The sequence below is a fragment of the Luteimicrobium album genome (assembly GCF_030161555.1).
In the GTDB taxonomy this organism is placed as follows: Bacteria; Actinomycetota; Actinomycetes; order Actinomycetales; family Cellulomonadaceae; genus Luteimicrobium; species Luteimicrobium album.
On record NZ_BSUK01000001.1, the window covers coordinates 2,727,104 to 2,744,596 of the forward strand.

The following is a 17,493-nucleotide window of genomic DNA, read 5'->3' on the forward strand; positions in this document are numbered from 1 at the left end:
ACACCGACGACGCTCACGACCAGCACCAGCACCACGAAAGCCCAGCACGACCAGCACCGACCCGGCCCCCACGGCACCGCAGCACCGCGAGCGGTTTGCGCTCGTCGACGGCCTGCGCCTCCTCGCTGCGCTCGGCGTGGTGCTCTACCACTTCACCGCCCGCGACAACCCCGCCTGGCACACGGACGTGGCGCGCGTCTTCCCGAACCTCGGTGGCGTCACGGTGTACGGGGCGCTGGGCGTGGAGCTGTTCTTCATGATCAGCGGGTTCGTGATCCTCATGAGCGCGTGGGGTCGGTCGGTCCCGTCGTTCGTGGCGTCACGTGTCGGCCGGCTGTACCCGGCGTACTGGCTCGGGGTCCTGTCGACGGGCTTCCTGCTGCTCGTGGTGTGGCCGCGCAAGGACCTGGGCGTGCACGACGTCGCCGCGAACCTCACGATGGCGCAGGCCGCCTTCGGGGTGAACGACGTGGACGGCGTGTACTGGACGCTCTGGACCGAGCTCCGGTTCTACCTGCTGGTGGGGCTGCTCATGGTGTGGGGGTTCACGCCCCGCCGGGTCACGTGGCTGTGCGCGGTGTGGCCGCCCGTGGCGTGGTTCCTCGCGGTGGGGCTGGCGCAGGTCGGCGTGCACGTCGACTGGTCGTCGTGGCCGGGAGGGATCAACTGGCCGGCGGCCCTGCTGGTCGACCAGTACGCGGGCCTCTTCGCGGCCGGGATGATGGTGTTCCTGGTGGCACGGCACGGTGTGGCGCCCACGCGGCTCGCGGTGCTCGCGTCGAACGTGGCGCTCGTGGTGTGGCTGCTGGCCCCGCGCCTGCAGGGCCGGTTCGCGGGCACCACCGAGCACGCCGTCTCGACGGACGTGGTCCGGGTCGGCCTGCTGGTCGCGCTGGGCCTGCTCCTCGCCGCGACGTGGACGCCGCTGCGCCGGGTGCGCTGGTCCTGGCTCGTCCTCGCCGGCGCGCTGACGTACCCGGTGTACCTGCTGCACGAGTGGTGGGGCTGGTGGCTCATCCACCTCTTCCCGGCCGGCGTGCCCGCCTACCTGACGCTCGCGACGACGCTGTTCGTCGTGCTCCTCGTCGCCGCTCTCGTCCACCACGGTGTGGAGCGGCGCGCCGGGCCGGCCCTGCGTCGCGCCGTCGGGGGCGCGCTCACGCGGACCTCCGGGGTGCTCGGCCGCGTCGTCCCGCGGCTGCGCGAGGCCTGAGCCGTTCGACCCGAGGGCGGCACGGGGGACGTCCCCCGTGCCGCCCTGGCGCGCCCCCACGGCGAGGTCGGAGGAGCGCGTCATACCGCCCTGACCTGCGGTTTCGAAGGATGGAGGCGTCCCCGAGGAACCGTCCCAGGAGCGTCTCATGGCGATCGCCGCACCCCCGTCCCCGCCCCGCCCCGCGACCCTGCCGGTGCGTCGCCCCCAGGACCGCGCCGTCGTCCGCCCGGCCCGCCCGGCCCGCTCGCCCCGCCCGGCGCGCGACCTGTTCGTGGACGTGGTCCGTGCGCTCGGCACGCTCGGCGTCATCGCCCTGCACTGGTCGATGGTCGACGCGTCCATCAGCGGCGGGTCCCTGCACGTGGGCAACGCCCTGGGCTCGGGCCCGGGCTGGCTCGTGACGTGGCTCATGCCCTTGCCGCTGCTGTTCTTCGCGGCAGGCGCGGCCGCGGGCCATGAGCGGCGAGCCACCACGCGCGGCACCTGGGCCCTCACCGTCCATCGCGTGCGCAGGCTCGTCCGGCCGGTCGGCGTCCTCCTGGGGGTCTGGGCGCTCGCGGCGGTGGCGCTGCGGGCGCTCGGCGTGCCCGACGGCGTCGTCGTGCCCGTGCTGCACAAGGTCCCGCAGCCGTTGTGGTTCCTCGGCGTGTACCTGGCGCTCACGGCGGCGACGCCGCTCGTGGTGCGGGCCGTCCGACGGCTGGGGGAGCGGCTGCCGGCCGCCGTCGGGCTGGCCGCGGTCGCCGTCGTCGGGGTGGACTACCTCCGGATCGAGGCCGGGCACCCGGCGGCCGGCTGGGTGAACCTGCTCCTCGTGTGGCTGGTCCCGTTCGCGCTCGGCGTCGCGTGCGCCGAGGGCACCCTGACGCGTCGTCCGGCGGCGCTCGTTGCGGGCGCGATGGGCGGCGTCGCCGCGGCCGTGACGCTCATCGTCGCCGGCCCGTACCCGATCAGCCTCGTCGGGATGCCCGGCGACGCGATCTCCAACCTCGCTCCGCCGACGGCGCCCGTGGCGGCCTTCGCCATCGCCCAGGTCTGCCTCGCCCTGCTCGCCCGGGACGCCCTGGCGCGCTGGGCGTCGGGCCGCGGTGCGCGTCTCGTCGCGTGGGTGAGCGCCCGCTCGATGACGCTCTACCTGTGGCACCTCACGGCGATGTTCGCGGTTGCAGGCGTCGTGATGCTCGGTATGCACGAGCGCCTGCCCGTGCCGTGGTCCGGCGACTGGTGGTCGACACGGCTCACCTGGTTCGCCGCGATGGCCGCCGCCCTCGGGGGACTCGTGGCGGTGTTCGGGCGGGTCGAGCGCCGACGGTGAGCTGCGCCGTAGTCGTCAGCTCTTGGCCGTGAACGACGACACCCACGCCGCCGGGAACCCGAACTTGGCGCGGAGGGTCTCCGCCTTCCCTGTGATGCTCGCCTTCTTGCCCGACGTCGAGGTGGCGGTGAGCGTCTTCATCTGGCCGCTCGAGTATGTCGAGGACACGCTGATCGACTTCACGTCGGGCAGTCCGAACACCTTCTTCGCGGTGGCCTGCGACACGCTCCGTGTCCACGACGCGTACGAGTTGCCGGGAGCCTTGAGGCTCCAGGAGTCCGCGACCGACTGCTCGTACGGGACCTTCGCGACCCACACGTCCTGCGAGCTCGCCGTCCGCCCGCCCGACGACGAGTAGTAGTGCGTCGCGACGACCTTGCCGCCGTAGGTGAGGGCCGTGGCCTGGGTGGTCGAGCTCACGGTCGTGTCGACGGCGGCGACCCAGAGCTTGCCGTAGTAGCCGTTCGTCCCCTCGTCCTGCTTCTTCCAGCCGGTGAAGTTCTGGTCGCGGACGTCGTCGACGACGTTGCACCGGCACTTCGGGTTGGTGCTGCCGAGCTTGGTGAGCGCGTAGCTGCGGGCGACGACCGCCTGCGCCGCCAGCGCCGACTTGCCCTTGCCGGCGCCCCACGACGACGGCATCTCCGCGATCCCGTACAGGTACTCGGTGTTGAGGCGCAGGTCGTTGACGATGTTCGGGTGGCCGCCGATGTTCGTGATGGTGAAGCGGCCGTTGCGGTAGGAGCCCTGCGCGCCCTTGACGGTCGCGACGGCCTTGGTGGAGGTCGACTTGTAGTACGTCGTCCCGGACCAGTGGATCCGCAGCGTCGAGTCGGTGTACTTCTTGGTGACGGTCTTGGAACCGCTCGTGACCCCGAACGACGCGGTCACCTTCGACCCGCTGACACCGATGGTCACCGTGATCGGCGCCTTGCCCTCGTAGAGCGTCGTGCCCTTCGACGAGCGCAGGCGCCAGGTCCCGGTGTCGACGTGGACCGTCGTCGACTTCGCGGTGTCGGAGTAGCGGCCCGCCGCGTAGCCGTAGGGCTCCGGGCCCCAGACCTGGACGGCGATGCTCGTGGGCGTCGTGACCGACTTCGGGGTGGTGCCCTTGTAGTAGGTCTTGAGGATCGTCGACGAGCTGTTCCCCGCGAGCGCCATGTCGTACGCGCCGTACTGCGACATCCCGACGCCGTGCCCGTAGCCGGAGCCCTTGGCCGTGAACGACGAGGGCGCCTTCGGAGCGGTCGTCCTGACGGTCACCTTCACGGTCCCGCTCGTCGCCTTGCCCGACACGACGTACCGGTACGACGTCGTCGTCGACGGCTTCACCGTGGCCGTGCCGGCGCCCTTGCTGATCTTCACGGAGGCCTGCTTGACCCACGTCGAGCCGCTCTTGCGCTGCAGCGTCGCGGTGGTCGAGGAGACCTTCGCGCCTCGGTACGTGTAGGTCGCGGAGATCGTCGTGGACTTGCCCTTGGTGATCGTGGACGTGCCCGCCTTGGCCTGGACCGCGTACGGCGCCTTGATGGTGAGCGTCTTCGTCGCCGAGTACGCGCCCGACGACGTCTTGGCCCGGAACACCGCGGTCGCGTGCGGCTTCACGCTGATGGTGCCGGTGCCCTTGCTCGACGTCTTGGTCGTGCCGAGCAGGTACCAGACCCCGTTCACGCGCTGCTGCACCGTCACCGTGCCCGCGTGCGCCTTGCCGCCGACCTTCCACGTCGCCGTGAGCTTCGTCGACACGCCCTGGTAGGCGCTCGACGGCCCCGTCAGGGTGATGGTCGTCGTCGCTGCCTGCGCGGGCGCCGCGAGCCCGGCGAGGCCGAGCGTGAGCCCGGCGGCCAGCGCCCCGGACAGGCCCGTCATGACCGCGACGTCGCGGATTCGTCCGAGTATCCCCATCGCTCCACCGTGACACGGTGGTCCGAGTTCGTCACCCGGAGCGACGTTCTGGCAGGTCAGGCCACCGCCCGACGGCGCACGGTCACTTCCTCGGGGTGAACGACGTGACCCAGGCGGCGGGGAGCCCGAGGGTGGTCCGCCACTGCTCCGACGTCTTGGTCAGCGCCTTCTTGGTGGTCCCGTTGTCGGCGGTCGCGGTGAGCGTCTCGACCTGGCCGCTCGAGTAGCGGGACGTGACCGCGATCGACCGCACGCTCGAGAGCCCGAAGACCTTCTTCGCGGTCGCCTGCGAGATCGAGTCCGTCCAGTGCGCGACCGACGCCGGAAGGTGCGGGTACTCCTTCGTGTACGGGTCCGTGACGTGCTGCAGGTACGGGATCGCCGGGGTGCCGAACGCGTCCTTGTTGTTGGCCGTCCCGCCCGTGGAGGAGGTGGGATAGCCAGGAGCCGCGGAGTAGACCGTCTCGGCGTAGGAAGTCACGTGCGTGTCGGGGTCCGTGTAGGTCACGACGTCGTCGGTCGTCGCCGTGGTCGTCGCGTTGACCGCCTTGACCCACGTCGCTCCGCCGGAACCGTTCTGCTTCTTCCACCCGGTGTAGTTCTGGGAGCGGGTGTCGTCGTAGACGTGGCAGTTGCACGAGGCCATCGGCGCTTTGAGCGCGGGGAGCAGCGCATAGTTGCGTGAGGCGATCGCCTGCGCCTCAAGGGCTGCGAGGCCGGAGTGAGTCGCACCGTCCGTGGTGCGAGTGGCCGTGCCCCAGACCGAGAGCATCTCGTCGATCCCGTAGAGATACTCGGTGTTGAGCAGGACGTCGTTGACGACGTTGGGCTGTCCGTCGATCGCTGTGACGATCAGCTCGCCGTTGCGGTATGTCCCCTGCGCGCCGGCGACCGTCGCGTAGGCGGGGACCGACGACGGCAGGAACGTGGTCCCCGACCACTGGATCCGGATGGTGCTGGCTGTCACCGAGGCCGCCCCGGCCCGCGCGGTGACCTTTCCGTTGGCGACCGTGAGGGTGACGGGCGTCGTGGACGCCACCGTCGTGGGATCGAGGTCTTCGGCATCGCCGAGGATCTGGAAGTTCCCGGCACTGATCCTCACGGTCGTGGTCGACGCCGTGTCCGAGCCGTGACCGAACACCTGCACCTGGATGCGACGGGCTGGGTTCGTCGTCGTCCCGACCTCGGTCTTTGGGTAGTAGTACTGGAGGATCTGCGCGGCAGACTTCCCCTCGAGCGCCATCTCGTACGCCCCGTACTGCGAGAGCCCGACGCCGTGCCCGGAGCCCGAGCCGGTGATGCTGAACGTCGACGGTGCCTTCACGGTGACCTTGTGGCTCGCGCTGGTGACCTTGCCGGAGACGCGGAACCGGTACGTCGTCGTCGCGGTGGGCTTGAGGGTGACCTTGCCGTGCCCCTTGCTGATCTTGACGCTGGTCACCTTGACCCACGTCGAGCCGCTGTGCCGCTCGACGAGCGCCGTCCCGGACGCGGCCTTGCCGTGGTGGTGGTAAGTGAGGCTGAACGTCTTGCCGGTCCCGGCCATGATGGTCGACCCCGCGGTGGTGGTCAGCGTGTACGCCTTCTTGACCGTGAGCTTCTTGGCCTTGGAGGCCTTCTTGCCGGACGTGAGCAGGCGGTAGGTCGTGGTCGACGCCGGCTTGACGGAGAACTTCGCGACGCCCTTGCTCGTGGTGGTCTTGGTGGCGACCTTCTTCCAGGTCTTCCCGGACTTCCGCTGGAGCGTCACCTTGCCCTTGTGGGCCTTGCTGCCGAGCTTCCAGGTCGCGGTGAGCGTCGTCTTCTGGTCGCTCCACGCGGTCGAGTGCCCGGCCAGCGTGACGTGCGTGGTCGCGGCCTGGGCGGGTGCCGCGAGACCGACCGACCCGACGACGACGGCGAGCGCGGTGAGGACGGACGCGAGGGTTCCGAGCAGCTTCGCGCGGGCACCGGAGGTCGAGGTCACGGGCACACTCTGCCACGGGTGGATGACCTTCTTGAACCGTCCGGCCGAAGCCTGTGGACGGGAAGTGTGAGGGCTCTGCGCGGCCCGTCAGCGCCGCGGATCGGGAACGCCGAACGGAAGCAGCGCGACCCGCTCCGCGAGCTCGCGCTGGGTCTGCGTGGCGCGCGCCGCAGCCAGGTGCTCGCGCTCACGCCGTTCCGTCAGGACGGCGGCGAGGAAGGCCTCGGGCGGTGTGCCCCACGGCGGTCCCGGGGCGACGAAGCGCTCGACGCGCGCTGCGAGGTCCGTGCCGAGGCGCGCCCGGCTCGCCGGCGCCATCCGAGCCGCGCGACCGAGGAACTGGCGGGCGGCGAGGGCGAGGCCGTCGGGCAGCCGGGCGACGTCGGCGGTGCGGGCCCACGTCACGAGCGCCGGGGGACGGGCGGGAGCGGGGCGAGCATCGGCCCGCCCCGGACCCGCAGCACGTACGTCCCGGCGAGGTAGTCGCCGGCGCGCTTGCCCTTCGCGTTGCACAGGCTGACGATCAGCGCGATCGAGCCGGCCGTCGCCCAGATCTCCACGACGCCCACGAGCGCCCGGACGAACGCCTGCCGGAACCGGACGGGGCCGCCGTCGTCCCGGACGACGCGCGTCCCGACGGCGAGCTTGCCGAGCGAGCGGCCGCGGCTCAGCGTCTCGACGGTCGTCGGGACGCCCACGAGCAGGACGACCAGGAGGACGATCGCGTACGCGGGGCCGCTCGCGTCCGTCGCGAGCTCGCCGATCACGATCAGGCCCGCGATCGCGAGCACGGTCAGCACCGCGAGGTCGAGCAGCCCGGCCAGCATGCGGGACGCGAACGACGCCGGACGCGTCTCGAGCACGACGGCCTCGCCGATGAGCACGCCGTCCGCGGGAGCCTCCACCCGGCGAGCGTACCGGCACCACCAGGGGCGGGTGTGGGAGGGTGGCGCCGTGGACCTGGACGCCCTCACCGCCGTGCGCGCCGACCAGTGGGCGCGCCTCGACGAGCTGGCCCGGAGTCGCCGGCTCGACGGCGCCGAGGCCGACGAGCTCGCCCGGCTCTACCAGGCCGTCGCGACGGACCTGTCGACGATCCGGTCCACGGCGCCCGACCCGACCGCCGTCGCGAACCTGTCGGCGTCGCTGTCCCGGGCACGGGCGCGGCTCGCCGGCGCGCACGAGCCGGCCTGGTCCGACGTCGTCCGGTTCGCGGTCGTCTCCGCGCCGGCAGCCCTCTACCGGATCCGCTGGTGGATCGCGGGGGTCGCGTTCGCGTCGGTCGCGGTGGCCGTCGTCGTCGGGTGGTGGGTGGCGACCGACCCCGGGGCGCTCGCGTCCTCGGCCCGAAATCCGCGCGCGACCAGTACGTCCTGCACGACTTCGGCGACTACTACGCGCCCGGCAGCACGTTCGCGAGCGTCGTGTGGACGAACAACGCGTGGCTCTCGGCGGTGTGCGTCGCGCTCGGCATCACGGGGATCGGCCCGGTGTGGGTGCTGTTCCAGAACGCCGTGAACGTCGGGTCGGTCGGCGGGCTCATGGCGACCTACGGCCGCCTCGACGACTTCTTCGCGTCGATCCTCCCGCACGGCATGCTCGAGCTCACGGCCCTGTTCACCGCGGGCGCGGCGGGGCTGCGGATCTTCTGGACCCTCGTCGACCCCGGTCCCCGGCCGCGGTCGCGCGCGCTCGCCGAGGAGGGACGCGCCCTGTTCACCGTCGCGATCACGCTCGTCGTGGCGCTCGCGGTGTCCGGGCTGATCGAGGGGTTCGTGACGGGTTCGGGGCTGCCGGAGTGGCTCAAGCTCACGATCGGGGCGCTCGCGCTCGCCGCGTTCTGGGCGTACGTCCTCGTGCTCGGCCGGCGCGCCGCCCGCGCGGGGGAGACGGGCGACGTCGACGCGGAGCGGGCGGGAGACGTCCGGCCGGTCGCGGCCTGAGGTCCCCCGCCCGACGACGGCCGCTCGGGCCGGGCTCAGCGGCCCTCGCCGCGCTCGGCGTCCCGACGGGCGAGCGCCGCGAGCTGCGCGTTGTACGCCACGAGCTCCGCGTCGCCGTCGCGGTCCGCTTGCCTGTCCGTGCGCCGGGCCTCCCGCTTGTCGGACGCCTGCCACTGGACGGCGACGATCACGGCGGCGAGAAAGGTCGGGAACTCGCCCGCACCCCACGCGATCCCGCCCGCGCTGTGCTGGTCGGCGAGCAGCGCGGCGTCGTCCGTGTACTGCATGGCGTGCCACCAGTCCGCGGCGATGAGCGCGTCCGTCGACATGAGCGCGATCCCGAAGAACGCGTGGAACGTCAGCGTCACGAGGAGCACGACGAGCCGCAGCGGCGGCGCCGGCCGCTCGGGCCCTGGGTCGGCGCCGACGAGCAGCCAGAAGAAGAGGTACCCGCTGAGCAGGAAGTGCACCTGCATGAGCACGTGCACCGGGTGGTCGAAGAGCGCCGCCTGGAACCAGCCCGTGAAGTAGAACGCGACGAGGCTGCCCGCGAAGATCACGCCCGCGACGGCGGGCTTGGCGAGCAGCCTCGCGTACCACGAGTGGACGCCGAGGAGGATCCACTCGCGCGGTCCACGGCTGTGGTCGGCCCGTGCCGGAAGCACGCGCAGCGCCAGCAGGACGGGCGCCCCGAGCACGAGCGGGAGGGGCACGAACATCATGAGCCCCATGTGCAGGATCATGTGCGTGCTGAACTGCACCGACCCGTAGACCGCCGGGCCGCCTGACGTGCAGTACAGCAACAGGAGGCAGCCGAGGAGCCAGGCCGCGGTGCGTCCGGCGGACCAGCGGTCCCCCGACGGCGCAGGCGGACGACGGCGGCCACGTACAGCCCGGCCATCGTCACGGCGAGCGCGGCGAACGCCCAGTCGAGGTGGAACTCGGTGAGCATGCGCAGCGGCGTGACGGGCGGCGGGTAGTGGAAGCCGAGGAGCTCGTAGCGGACGTCCCCCGTGACGGGGTTCTGGGCGACCGGTGGCGCGCTCCGGGACAGCGCGACCGAGACGCCCAGCGTGACCGCCATGACGAGCGCCTCGACGAGCGCGAGCCGGACGAACGGGCCGCGGTCGCCGTCGCGCATCGTCGGGACGGTCCGCTGCCGGTGCCACCAGCCCGCGAGCCCGAGGGCGGTGAGCGCGAGGCACTTGACCAGGATGAGCACGCCGTAGGAGGTGGTGACGAGGTCCGCGGGCGACTGGAGCCGCAGCCACGCGTTGACGACGCCGGACGCGGCGACCGCCACGAACGCGATCCCGGCGAGCATCGAGTAGCGCTGGGTCACGACCGGCAGCGACCGGCCGAGCGTGCCCCGCAGCAGCACGAGGGCGACGAGGCCACCCAGCCACACCGTGACGCCGAGCAGGTGGACGGCGAGCGCGTTCACGGCGTTGCCGTGCTCCGCGCTGCCCGCGGCGTGACCGCCGAGCGCCAGGGGCAGGAGGGCTCCGAGCGCGAGGACGGCCGCGATGCCGACGGCCGTCGTCCGACGGCTCGTGAGCAGGACGACCAGCGTCGCGGCCACGAGGCACGCCGAGACGAGCAGGGTCTGACCGAGCTCGACGTGCAGGGACAGGAACACGACCTGGTGCCCGAAGCCCGGCGACGAGAGCGGCACGCCCATGATGTCGGCGGCCTCGAGGACGAGGTTCGCGAGCAGCGCGACGAGCCAGACGGCGCCCGCGCGCACCGCCCACCGGGTCGCGACCCACTGCGAGCGCCCCATCACCTGCGACCCGGACCGGGCGCCGGGGATCGCCGTCGCCGCGAGCACGAGGAACCCGATCGTGATCGCGGCGGCACCGTCCTGGACCGCGCGCGCCACCGGCAGGCCGACGTCGACGACGGGGCCGGCGTCGAGGACGCTCACGCCCTGCAGCGCCCCGGTGAAGGCGAGCGCGACGAGCAGTGCGACCACGCCCAGAGGAATCGCGGCGAGCAGGACGGCGCCCGGCGGGACCGGCCGCGGCGGTGGGGCGTCGCCGTCGCGAGCAGGAGGCCGGGCGGAGGACGGCGGTACGGGGGCCTGCGCTGCGCCGGGAGGCGCAGCCGAGGTCGGCGGCCCGGACGCGGGCAGCCCAGGAGAGGGCGGGGTCATGGTGGTGCTCCACGGGTCGTGGCGTCAGGTGGTCCGAGGGCGCGCGGGCGCGACGGACCGCGGCCCGGCGCCTACGCGAGCACGAGCGGCGGTCCGCGCCGGAGCAGCGGACCCGAGACGACCCGACCCTGCGACGGCCGCGGGGCCGTGTGCGGGGAGAGCGGCCGGCGGAGCCGGGGAGCGGGCGGGCGACGACGGCCAGCACGGCCGGGAGCACGCAGGCCCACCACCGGAACGCGCGGACGGCCGCCGCGTCGCCGACGACGAGCAGCACCGCGACCGCGAGCGTCGCGGCGAGGTGCGCGGCGAGCATCGCGTGGTCCACCGGCGAACCGGTGAGGCCCGCGAGGAGCCCGTGCCCGTGAGCGCCGTGCCCGACGGCGGCCCCGGCGCCGGTCAGGGGTGTCGACCCCGTGACGGCCGGCCCGCCGTGGGCGAGGTGACCCGCGTGGGAGGCGAGCGAACGTGCGGGGGCGAGGGACGTCGTCGGGCCGGCGGCGGACAGGACGGAGAACGCCGCGTGCGCGACGAGCTGGAGCGCGAGGAGCGCGGGGACGGTCACGGCGGCCCGTAGCCGGGCGCGGGCGCACAGGGCGCCGGTCAGCGCCGCGGCAGCGGCCACCGTCGCCAGCCCGAACCCGCCCGGGAGGCCTCCGCCGCACACCGCGTGGGCGCCCGCCGCGAGCACGAGGCTCGTCACCGCGACGAGCAGCGTGCGGGCGACGACGAGCGCGTGGGCGCCCGGCGCAGAGGGCGCGGGCCGGGGTGCTGCCGAGGCGGGGGCGGCGGACACGGTCAGGTCAGGACGATCGCCAGGAAGGGGATCACGAACGTCGCGAGCAGCGCGATCACGACGATGATCGCGGTGCGGCGGCGGCGCTCCTCGCGCGTCAGGCGGGCCATGCCCCCGAGGGTACCCGCGGGAGTTGTCAGAACCTGCGCACCGTATCCGGGCATCACGTTCTGACAGGTCGGCGGTCAGAGGCGGCCGGCCGCCTTGAGGGCCAGGTACGCGTCGGCGACGCGCGGGGCCAGCTCGTCGGGCCCGGCCTCGACGACGTCCGCGCCGCGCCGGCGCAGGATCCCCGCGACGGCGGCGCGCTCGAGGCCCACGCGCTCGGCGGCGGCCGCGTCGTACACGTCGGCGCTCGAGTCGCGGTCGGCCCGGAGGGCGTCGAGCTCCGGGTCGGCGACGGACGCGACGAGCACCTGGTGCCGCGCGGCGAGCGGCCCGACGACGGGCAGCAACCCGGTCTCGACGGCGGCCGGGTCGAGGGTCGTCACGAGCACGACCAGCGCCCGCTGCGAGACGAGCGACCGCACCTGCCCGACCAGCCCCGGCCAGTCGGCCTCGACGAGCTCCGGCTCGACGGTCGCGAGCGCCTCGGCCAGCGCGGGCAGCAGCCGCGTCCCCGACGCGCCGCGCACGCGGGCCCGGACGGCACGGTCGTAGGCCAGGACGTCGACCCGGTCGCCCGCGTGCGACGCGAGCGCGGCGAGGAGGAGCCCGGCGTCGATGCCGGCGTCGAGGCGAGGCTGGTCGCCCACCCGCGCGGCCGACGTCCGGGACGTGTCGAGCACCACGACCACGCGACGGTCCCGCTCGGGCCGCCACGTCCGCACGACGACGTCCCCGCGGCGGGCGGTCGCGCGCCAGTCGATGGAGCGGACGTCGTCGCCGATGACGTACTCGCGCAGCGAGTCGAACTCGGTGCCCTCGCCGCGGACCTGCACGGTCGCGCGGCCGTCGAGCTCGCGGAGCCGGGCCAGCCGTGAGGGCAGGTGCTTGCGGGACGCGAACTCGGGCAGCACTCGCAGCCGCCCGCGCACCGGCAGCGACGCCTGGCGTCCGGCGAGCCGGAGCGGGCCGAGCGACCGGATCGTCACGGCACCGGCGGCACGGTCGCCGCGGCGCGTCGGTGCGAGCCCGGTCGTCAGCCGCACCGCCTCGCCGGGCGGGAGCGCCAGCGGGTGGCGGTTGTCGCCGGCCCCCGCGGACGGCACCCACGCGTCCCGGACGACGCCGCGCAGCGCCCGGGGCGACCCGTTGCGTAGCGTGAGCACGCTGCGCGCGGTGCCGCCGAGCCGGACCGCCGCGGGTACGACCTCGCGCTCGAGCACGGCGTCGCGCGGGCTCGCGGCCAGCGCGACGTCGACCACGCACGCGAGCACCAGCACGGCCGTCGCGACGATCACCGTCGCCGCGGTGGGTGCCACGAGCACGGCGACCGTGAGCACGCCCGCGAGCGCGAACGCCCGCCAGGTGAGGATCACGAGCCGCTCACCAGGGCACCGGGACCGACGCGAGCACGGAGTCGAGCACGCTCGCGGCCGTGACACCTTCGAGCTCGGCCTCGGGCCGGAGCCGGACGCGGTGGCGCAGCGTCGGGTGCGCGAGGACCTTGACGTCGTCGGGCGTGACGTAGCCGCGGCCCGACAGCCACGCCCACGCGCGCGCGGTCGCGAGGAGCGCGGTCGCGCCGCGCGGCGAGACGCCGAGCGAGAGCGACGGGGAGCTCCGCGTCGCGCGGCACACGTCGACGACGTACCCGAGCACCTCGGGCGCGACCTGCACGGTCCGCACGCCGGCGCGAGCCCGGGCAAGCTCGGTGGCTCCCGCGACGGGCCGCACCCCGGCGGCGGCGAGGTCGCGCGGGTCGAAGCCGGCGGCGTGCCGGGCGAGCACCTCGACCTCGGCGGCGCGCTCCGGCACGGGCAGCTCGACCTTGAGCAGGAACCGGTCGAGCTGCGCCTCGGGCAGCGGGTACGTGCCCTCGTACTCGACGGGGTTCTGGGTCGCGATCACCATGAACGGCTCGGGCAGCGGGCGCGGCTCGCCGTCCACCGACACCTGTCGCTCCTCCATCGCCTCGAGCAGCGACGCCTGCGTCTTGGGCGGCGTCCGGTTGATCTCGTCCGCGAGCAGGAGGTTCGTGAACACCGGGCCCTCGCGGAACGAGAACGCGGCCGTCCGCGCGTCGTACACGAGGGAGCCGGTCACGTCGCCGGGCATGAGGTCGGGCGTGAACTGGACGCGCTTGGTGTCGAGCGTGAGCGCGGCCGCGAGGGTCCGCACCAGGAGCGTCTTCGCGACGCCCGGCACGCCCTCCAGGAGCACGTGCCCCTGGCACAGCAGCGCGACCAGCAGGCTCGACACGGCCGCGTCCTGCCCGACGACGGCCTTGCCGACCTCCGTGCGCACGTCCGCCAGCGCGTGCTGCAGCGCGAGGTCGGGGGCCGGTGCTGCGTCGTCGGGCGGCGCCACGGGCTCGGGGGCCGGGGGCACGTTCGGGGTCTCGGTCACGGTCGGACCTCGCTCTCCAGGTCGTCGAGGTGCCGCGCGAGCGTGAGCAGCGCGGCGTCGTCGGGCGGGGGTGGGCCGTACAGCAGCCCGTGGACGTCGGGGGCGGGGCGGCCGGTCGCGCGGACGACCGCGTCGACGAGCGCCTCGGGGGTCGCGCCGGCCGGGACGCCGAGGCGCGCGGCGAGCCGGGCAGCGGTGGCGGCGCGCAGGCCCGCGGCGGCGTGCCCGCGCGACCCGCCGGCCCGGTAGAGCCGCCCGCGGCCGCGCGTCGCCTCGGACGCGCGGACCACCACGGGCAGGTCCTCGGCAACGAGCGGGCCGAGCCGCCGCCCGCGCCACACGATCGCGACGACGGCGACGACGAGCAGCCACGCCGCGACCGCACCGGAGCCGGGCGGCAGCAGGGCGGACGCGCCGGTGCCGTCGGAGGCGTCGGCCCCGCGGTCGGCCTCGGGCACGAGCCACACGAGGTCGGCGTGCCGGCCCAGCATCCGCAGGACGAGCGCCGCGTTCCCGGCCTCGGCGAGGTGCGCGTTCGTCAGGATCACGGCGTCGTCGAGCACCGCGACGCGGCGGGTCCCGTCGACGACCGCGTACGAGCCGGTGCGGGCCTCGGCGGCATCGGGCGGGAAGCAGGTGGTGACGACCCGGTCGGCCGCGGGACCGGACGGGAGGAAGCCGCCGCCCGCGCTCGTGATGGTCCCCGCGGCCCGCGCGTCCGGGTCGGCGCAGCTCGCCGTCGACGTCGTCACGTACCCGCCGCCCCAGCCCCAGGTGAGCTCGGGCGCGAGGGCGGCGAGCGACGCGTCGCTCGGCCCGACCAGCGCCAGGTCCGCGTCCGTCCCGGCCAGGAGGTCGAGGTCCGCGTCGCTGAGGTCGTCGCCGTACGTGTCGCCCGGGAGGACCGCGAGCGTCGTGCCCGCGCGGGCGAGGCTCGCGGCCCGCTCCGCGGACCGCGTGTACGTCACGTGCACGCCGTGGCGTCCGAGGATCTGCGCGACGGCGCGGCCCCCGTCCGGGCCGGCGGCGTCCGGCGCGTACGGGGTGTCCGACGACGGCGGGCGCAGCAGCGCGAGCAGGAGCGTCACGAACGCGCCGAGGAGCACGAGGCCGACGACCCAGCGCATGGCGCGCCACCGCCGACGGGCGCGGGTCCTCGTGGTCGTGCCGTCGCCGCGCACCGGCCCCGAGCCGCCGGGGCGGTGCGGCGGGGTGTCGGTCGCGGGGAAGGGGTCGGTCAGCGTCACGCGCCCACCCCCGCCGGTGCGTCGGTGCGGTGCGGCGTGCTCGTGCGGAGCTCGTCGTCGAGCGCGCGGAGGGCCGCGTCGTCGCCGGGACCGGCGTGACGCCCGCCGTACCGGACGTCGTCGAAGGTGCGCGCGGACGCCGCAAGGCGCGCGGCCGGCCCCGCGCCGAACGCCGCCGACGCCTCACGGGCCGCCTCGTCCGCCGTGCGTCCCGGGACCTCCGCGAGGACCACGCGCTCCTCGAGCGAGCGGACGAGCGCCCGGAACCGCTCCACGACGGCCACGTCCCAGTCGCCCGCGGCGGCGGCGTCGTCCGCGAGGGTGCGCAGCTCGGCGGCCGAGCGGGCCGCGTCGTCGAACACCGGGCGCGGCGCGTGGACCCGGCGGGTGCGGCGCACCGGCCCCGCGACGAGCAGCGCGACCCCGACGACGAGCAGCACCACTCCCACGACCACGACCGCCGCCCAGCCGGGCGGCAGGCCGAGCGTGGGGGCGCCGTCGAACAGGTCACCGAGCCAGCGCAGGAACCGGGCGAGCAGCGACTCGTGCTGGTGGTACTCCGGCCGGGACAGCTCGTCGACGGCCCAGCGCTGCGCCGTCGGGCCGTCGGGGGTCACCGGCGGCGCGTCCAGCCGCACGCCGGACGCCCGCACGAGCAGGCCGGCGAGGATCACCGGCCCGTGGACCCCGGTGGCGTCGGGCCGCTGCCCCAGCCACCCGAGCCGTCCCACAGGCCCGGCTGGGTCGGCGGGGTCGTCGGCGGGACGGGCGGCTTGGGGCCGTCGCCCGGTTCGGGCGCGTTCGCTGCGACGGCGAGCGCGACGTCGAGACCCTCCCGGCGCATGCGCTGGTCGATGTAGAGCAGGGCCACGACGCTCCCGAGGAACGCCGTCGCGAGCGTGCCCGCGACCAGGGAGGCGATGCCCGTCCCGACGAGGTACGCCACCAGCGAGCCGCCCGTGACCGAGTCGGAGGACGACGTCCCGACGCCGACGACCGTGCTGAGGATGCTGACCGGGAACTGGACGACGGCCGACATGATGTACGTGAGGACGAGGGTCAGGACCATGATCCCGAAGACCCGCCAGAACGCGCCGCGCACGAGCGCCCACGCGCGCGCGATCGCCTTGCGCGGCCCCACCCGCTCGAGCACGTACGCGGGCGCCGCGAAGATGACGTGCACCCAGAACCACACGAGCCCGACGACGAGGGCCAGGAACCCGATGATCCCGAACGCCACCGCGGCGCCCGTCGACGCCTGGGCCAGGAGGACCGTCAGCAGGAGCCACACCGTGAACCCGACGACCGGAACCACCGACGTGAACAGCGACAGCACGACAAGGCCGCCGAGCCGCCTCCCGCGCACGGCCGCCCAGACCTCGCTCGGCCTCGCGACGCGCCCCAGGACCGAACGTCCGACGCTCGAGATCACGAGCCCGTTCGCCAGGACGCTCACGAGGACCTCGACGACGACGGCCGCGAGGATGACGAGACCGATCCCCCAGAGGGTCGACGCCGACGGGTCCTCGATCGACGAGTAGCGGCCCGAGTCCAGGTCGTCGAGGACGTCGTAGAACCACGACAGCTGTGTCAGGCCCAGCCACGTCGCCACCGCGGACACGACCGCCGAGAGCACCGACAGCAGCGCCGGGAGCCCGAGCACGACCTTGGGGTTGTGCCGCATGGCGCGGAACGCGCCGTCGTACACGTCGCCGAGACCGAGTGGCCGCAATGGGACGATCCCGGGCCGCGGCGCGACCGGGACGAAGGGCGGAGCGCCGGGCGCGCCGTAACCGGGGGACCGTACGTCGGCTGGCCGTAGGTCTGCTGTCCGTACGTCTGCTGCCCGTACCCGGGGCCGTAGCCCGGCTGCCCGTACTGCTGCCCGTAGCCCGGCGCGCCGTAACCCGGCTGGTCGGGCGCAGGCTGGCCGGGCGCGGGCTGGCCGGGCGGGGTCGCGCCCGCGGGCCCGTAGCCGGGGGCGTACTGCCCGTAGCGCGGCTGGGGCGGGGGCGCGGGCCGGTCGTCGCCGGCGGGCTGCTCGGGCCCGGTCTCGGGTGTGCTCATCGGTCCTCGGGTCGCATGGAGGCATCCGGACGTGGTCCGCGCGGTCGACGCGCCGCAGACGGTCGGTGCCTGCCCCTCTGCGTGCCGCCACCTTAGCGGGATGCGCCGACGGTGACGCGCGGTTCGCCGGTGGTGACGCGCGCGGGTGGGCGCGGTGAGGTGGTTCGGGCTGTCGTGCTGCGGCCCTGGGGGCCGTGCGCACTCCTTGACGCCCTTCACCACGTCCCCGCACCCACCCGCTCGGCCGTCGTCTCACCTTCGCCGACGGTGACGTTCCGCTCGTCGATGGTGACGGTGGCGCCGTCGGCGAACCCGGCGTCGCCGTCGGCGGCCTGCGGCGGGCTCCCCACGCCGTCGGCGGCGCATGACAGACTT

15 protein-coding genes and 1 pseudogene are annotated in these 17,493 nt (G+C 74.5%); 4 read left to right on the top strand and 12 right to left on the bottom strand.

Annotated features, from left to right (window positions below):
* Positions 1-112: 112 nt before the first annotated feature.
* Both QQK45_RS14025 and QQK45_RS14030 read left to right on the top strand, forming a co-directional pair.
* Entirely contained in the window at positions 113-1,213 is a 1,101-nt protein-coding gene (locus tag QQK45_RS14025; RefSeq protein ID WP_284295057.1) for an acyltransferase family protein, read from the top strand.
* A gap of 148 nt (positions 1,214-1,361) precedes the next feature.
* On the top strand, positions 1,362-2,531 hold the full coding sequence (locus QQK45_RS14030) for an acyltransferase family protein (protein WP_284293810.1): 1,170 nt from the start codon (positions 1,362-1,364) through the stop codon (positions 2,529-2,531).
* A gap of 15 nt (positions 2,532-2,546) precedes the next feature.
* Here QQK45_RS14030 and QQK45_RS14035 read toward each other — a convergent pair whose 3' ends face one another.
* The 4 genes from QQK45_RS14035 to QQK45_RS14050 form a co-directional block, all read right to left on the bottom strand.
* Positions 2,547-4,400, bottom strand: coding sequence for a SpoIID/LytB domain-containing protein (locus QQK45_RS14035; RefSeq protein ID WP_284293812.1), 1,854 nt, complete (start codon positions 4,398-4,400; stop codon positions 2,547-2,549).
* A 118-nt stretch (positions 4,401-4,518) separates the two neighbouring features.
* On the bottom strand, positions 4,519-6,402 hold the full coding sequence (locus QQK45_RS14040; protein WP_284293814.1) for a SpoIID/LytB domain-containing protein: 1,884 nt from the start codon (positions 6,400-6,402) through the stop codon (positions 4,519-4,521).
* An 87-nt stretch (positions 6,403-6,489) separates the two neighbouring features.
* On the bottom strand, positions 6,490-6,807 hold the full coding sequence (locus tag QQK45_RS14045) for a hypothetical protein (protein WP_284293816.1): 318 nt from the start codon (positions 6,805-6,807) through the stop codon (positions 6,490-6,492).
* Complete coding sequence (locus QQK45_RS14050; protein ID WP_284293818.1) at positions 6,804-7,307, bottom strand: RDD family protein; 504 nt, start codon at positions 7,305-7,307, stop codon at positions 6,804-6,806. The genes QQK45_RS14045 and QQK45_RS14050 overlap by 4 nt, the downstream gene beginning before the upstream one ends.
* A 49-nt stretch (positions 7,308-7,356) precedes the next feature.
* On the opposite strand from QQK45_RS14050, the gene QQK45_RS23295 reads away from it, so the two are divergent.
* On the top strand, positions 7,357-7,920 hold the full coding sequence (locus QQK45_RS23295) for a stage II sporulation protein M (protein WP_431310278.1): 564 nt from the start codon (positions 7,357-7,359) through the stop codon (positions 7,918-7,920).
* A complete protein-coding gene (locus QQK45_RS23300) occupies positions 7,827-8,345 on the top strand; it encodes a stage II sporulation protein M (RefSeq protein WP_431310279.1) in 519 nt (172 codons plus the stop codon). The genes QQK45_RS23295 and QQK45_RS23300 overlap by 94 nt, the downstream gene beginning before the upstream one ends.
* A gap of 35 nt (positions 8,346-8,380) precedes the next feature.
* Here QQK45_RS23300 and QQK45_RS14060 read toward each other — a convergent pair whose 3' ends face one another.
* The 8 genes and pseudogenes from QQK45_RS14060 to QQK45_RS14095 form a co-directional block, all read right to left on the bottom strand.
* Complete coding sequence (locus tag QQK45_RS14060) at positions 8,381-9,550, bottom strand: cytochrome c oxidase assembly protein (RefSeq protein WP_284293819.1); 1,170 nt, start codon at positions 9,548-9,550, stop codon at positions 8,381-8,383.
* Positions 9,457-10,500: pseudogene (locus tag QQK45_RS22390) on the bottom strand (copper resistance D family protein); the annotation flags it as partial. The gene QQK45_RS14060 and the pseudogene QQK45_RS22390, both read right to left, overlap by 94 nt.
* A gap of 978 nt (positions 10,501-11,478) precedes the next feature.
* The gene (locus tag QQK45_RS14070) at positions 11,479-12,774 is read right to left on the bottom strand and encodes a DUF58 domain-containing protein (RefSeq protein ID WP_284293821.1); all 1,296 of its coding nucleotides are present in this window, start codon (positions 12,772-12,774) and stop codon (positions 11,479-11,481) included.
* 7 nt (positions 12,775-12,781) lie between these two features.
* Positions 12,782-13,804, bottom strand: coding sequence for an AAA family ATPase (locus QQK45_RS14075; RefSeq protein WP_431310280.1), 1,023 nt, complete (start codon positions 13,802-13,804; stop codon positions 12,782-12,784).
* Positions 13,801-15,051 (bottom strand): DUF4350 domain-containing protein, encoded by a 1,251-nt coding sequence (locus QQK45_RS14080; protein WP_284293823.1) that lies wholly within the window; start codon positions 15,049-15,051, stop codon positions 13,801-13,803. The genes QQK45_RS14075 and QQK45_RS14080 overlap by 4 nt, the downstream gene beginning before the upstream one ends.
* Entirely contained in the window at positions 15,048-15,725 is a 678-nt protein-coding gene (locus tag QQK45_RS14085) for a DUF4129 domain-containing protein (RefSeq protein WP_284293825.1), read from the bottom strand. Before QQK45_RS14085 ends, QQK45_RS14080 begins: the two co-directional genes overlap by 4 nt.
* Positions 15,722-16,783, bottom strand: a complete 1,062-nt coding sequence (locus QQK45_RS14090; protein ID WP_284293826.1) for a DUF7847 domain-containing protein — start codon at positions 16,781-16,783, stop codon at positions 15,722-15,724. The genes QQK45_RS14085 and QQK45_RS14090 overlap by 4 nt, the downstream gene beginning before the upstream one ends.
* A gap of 550 nt (positions 16,784-17,333) precedes the next feature.
* Positions 17,334-17,468, bottom strand: coding sequence for a hypothetical protein (locus tag QQK45_RS14095; RefSeq protein ID WP_284293828.1), 135 nt, complete (start codon positions 17,466-17,468; stop codon positions 17,334-17,336).
* Positions 17,469-17,493 lie beyond the last annotated feature (25 nt).

What these genes read in the sequence shown, in the direction of transcription:
- QQK45_RS14035 (WP_284293812.1), bottom strand. Translation starts at nt 4,400, where the DNA reads ATGACGGGCCTGTCCGGGGCGCTGGCCGCCGGGCTCACGCTCGGCCTC.
- QQK45_RS14030 (WP_284293810.1), top strand. Translation starts at nt 1,362, where the DNA reads ATGGCGATCGCCGCACCCCCGTCCCCGCCCCGCCCCGCGACCCTGCCG.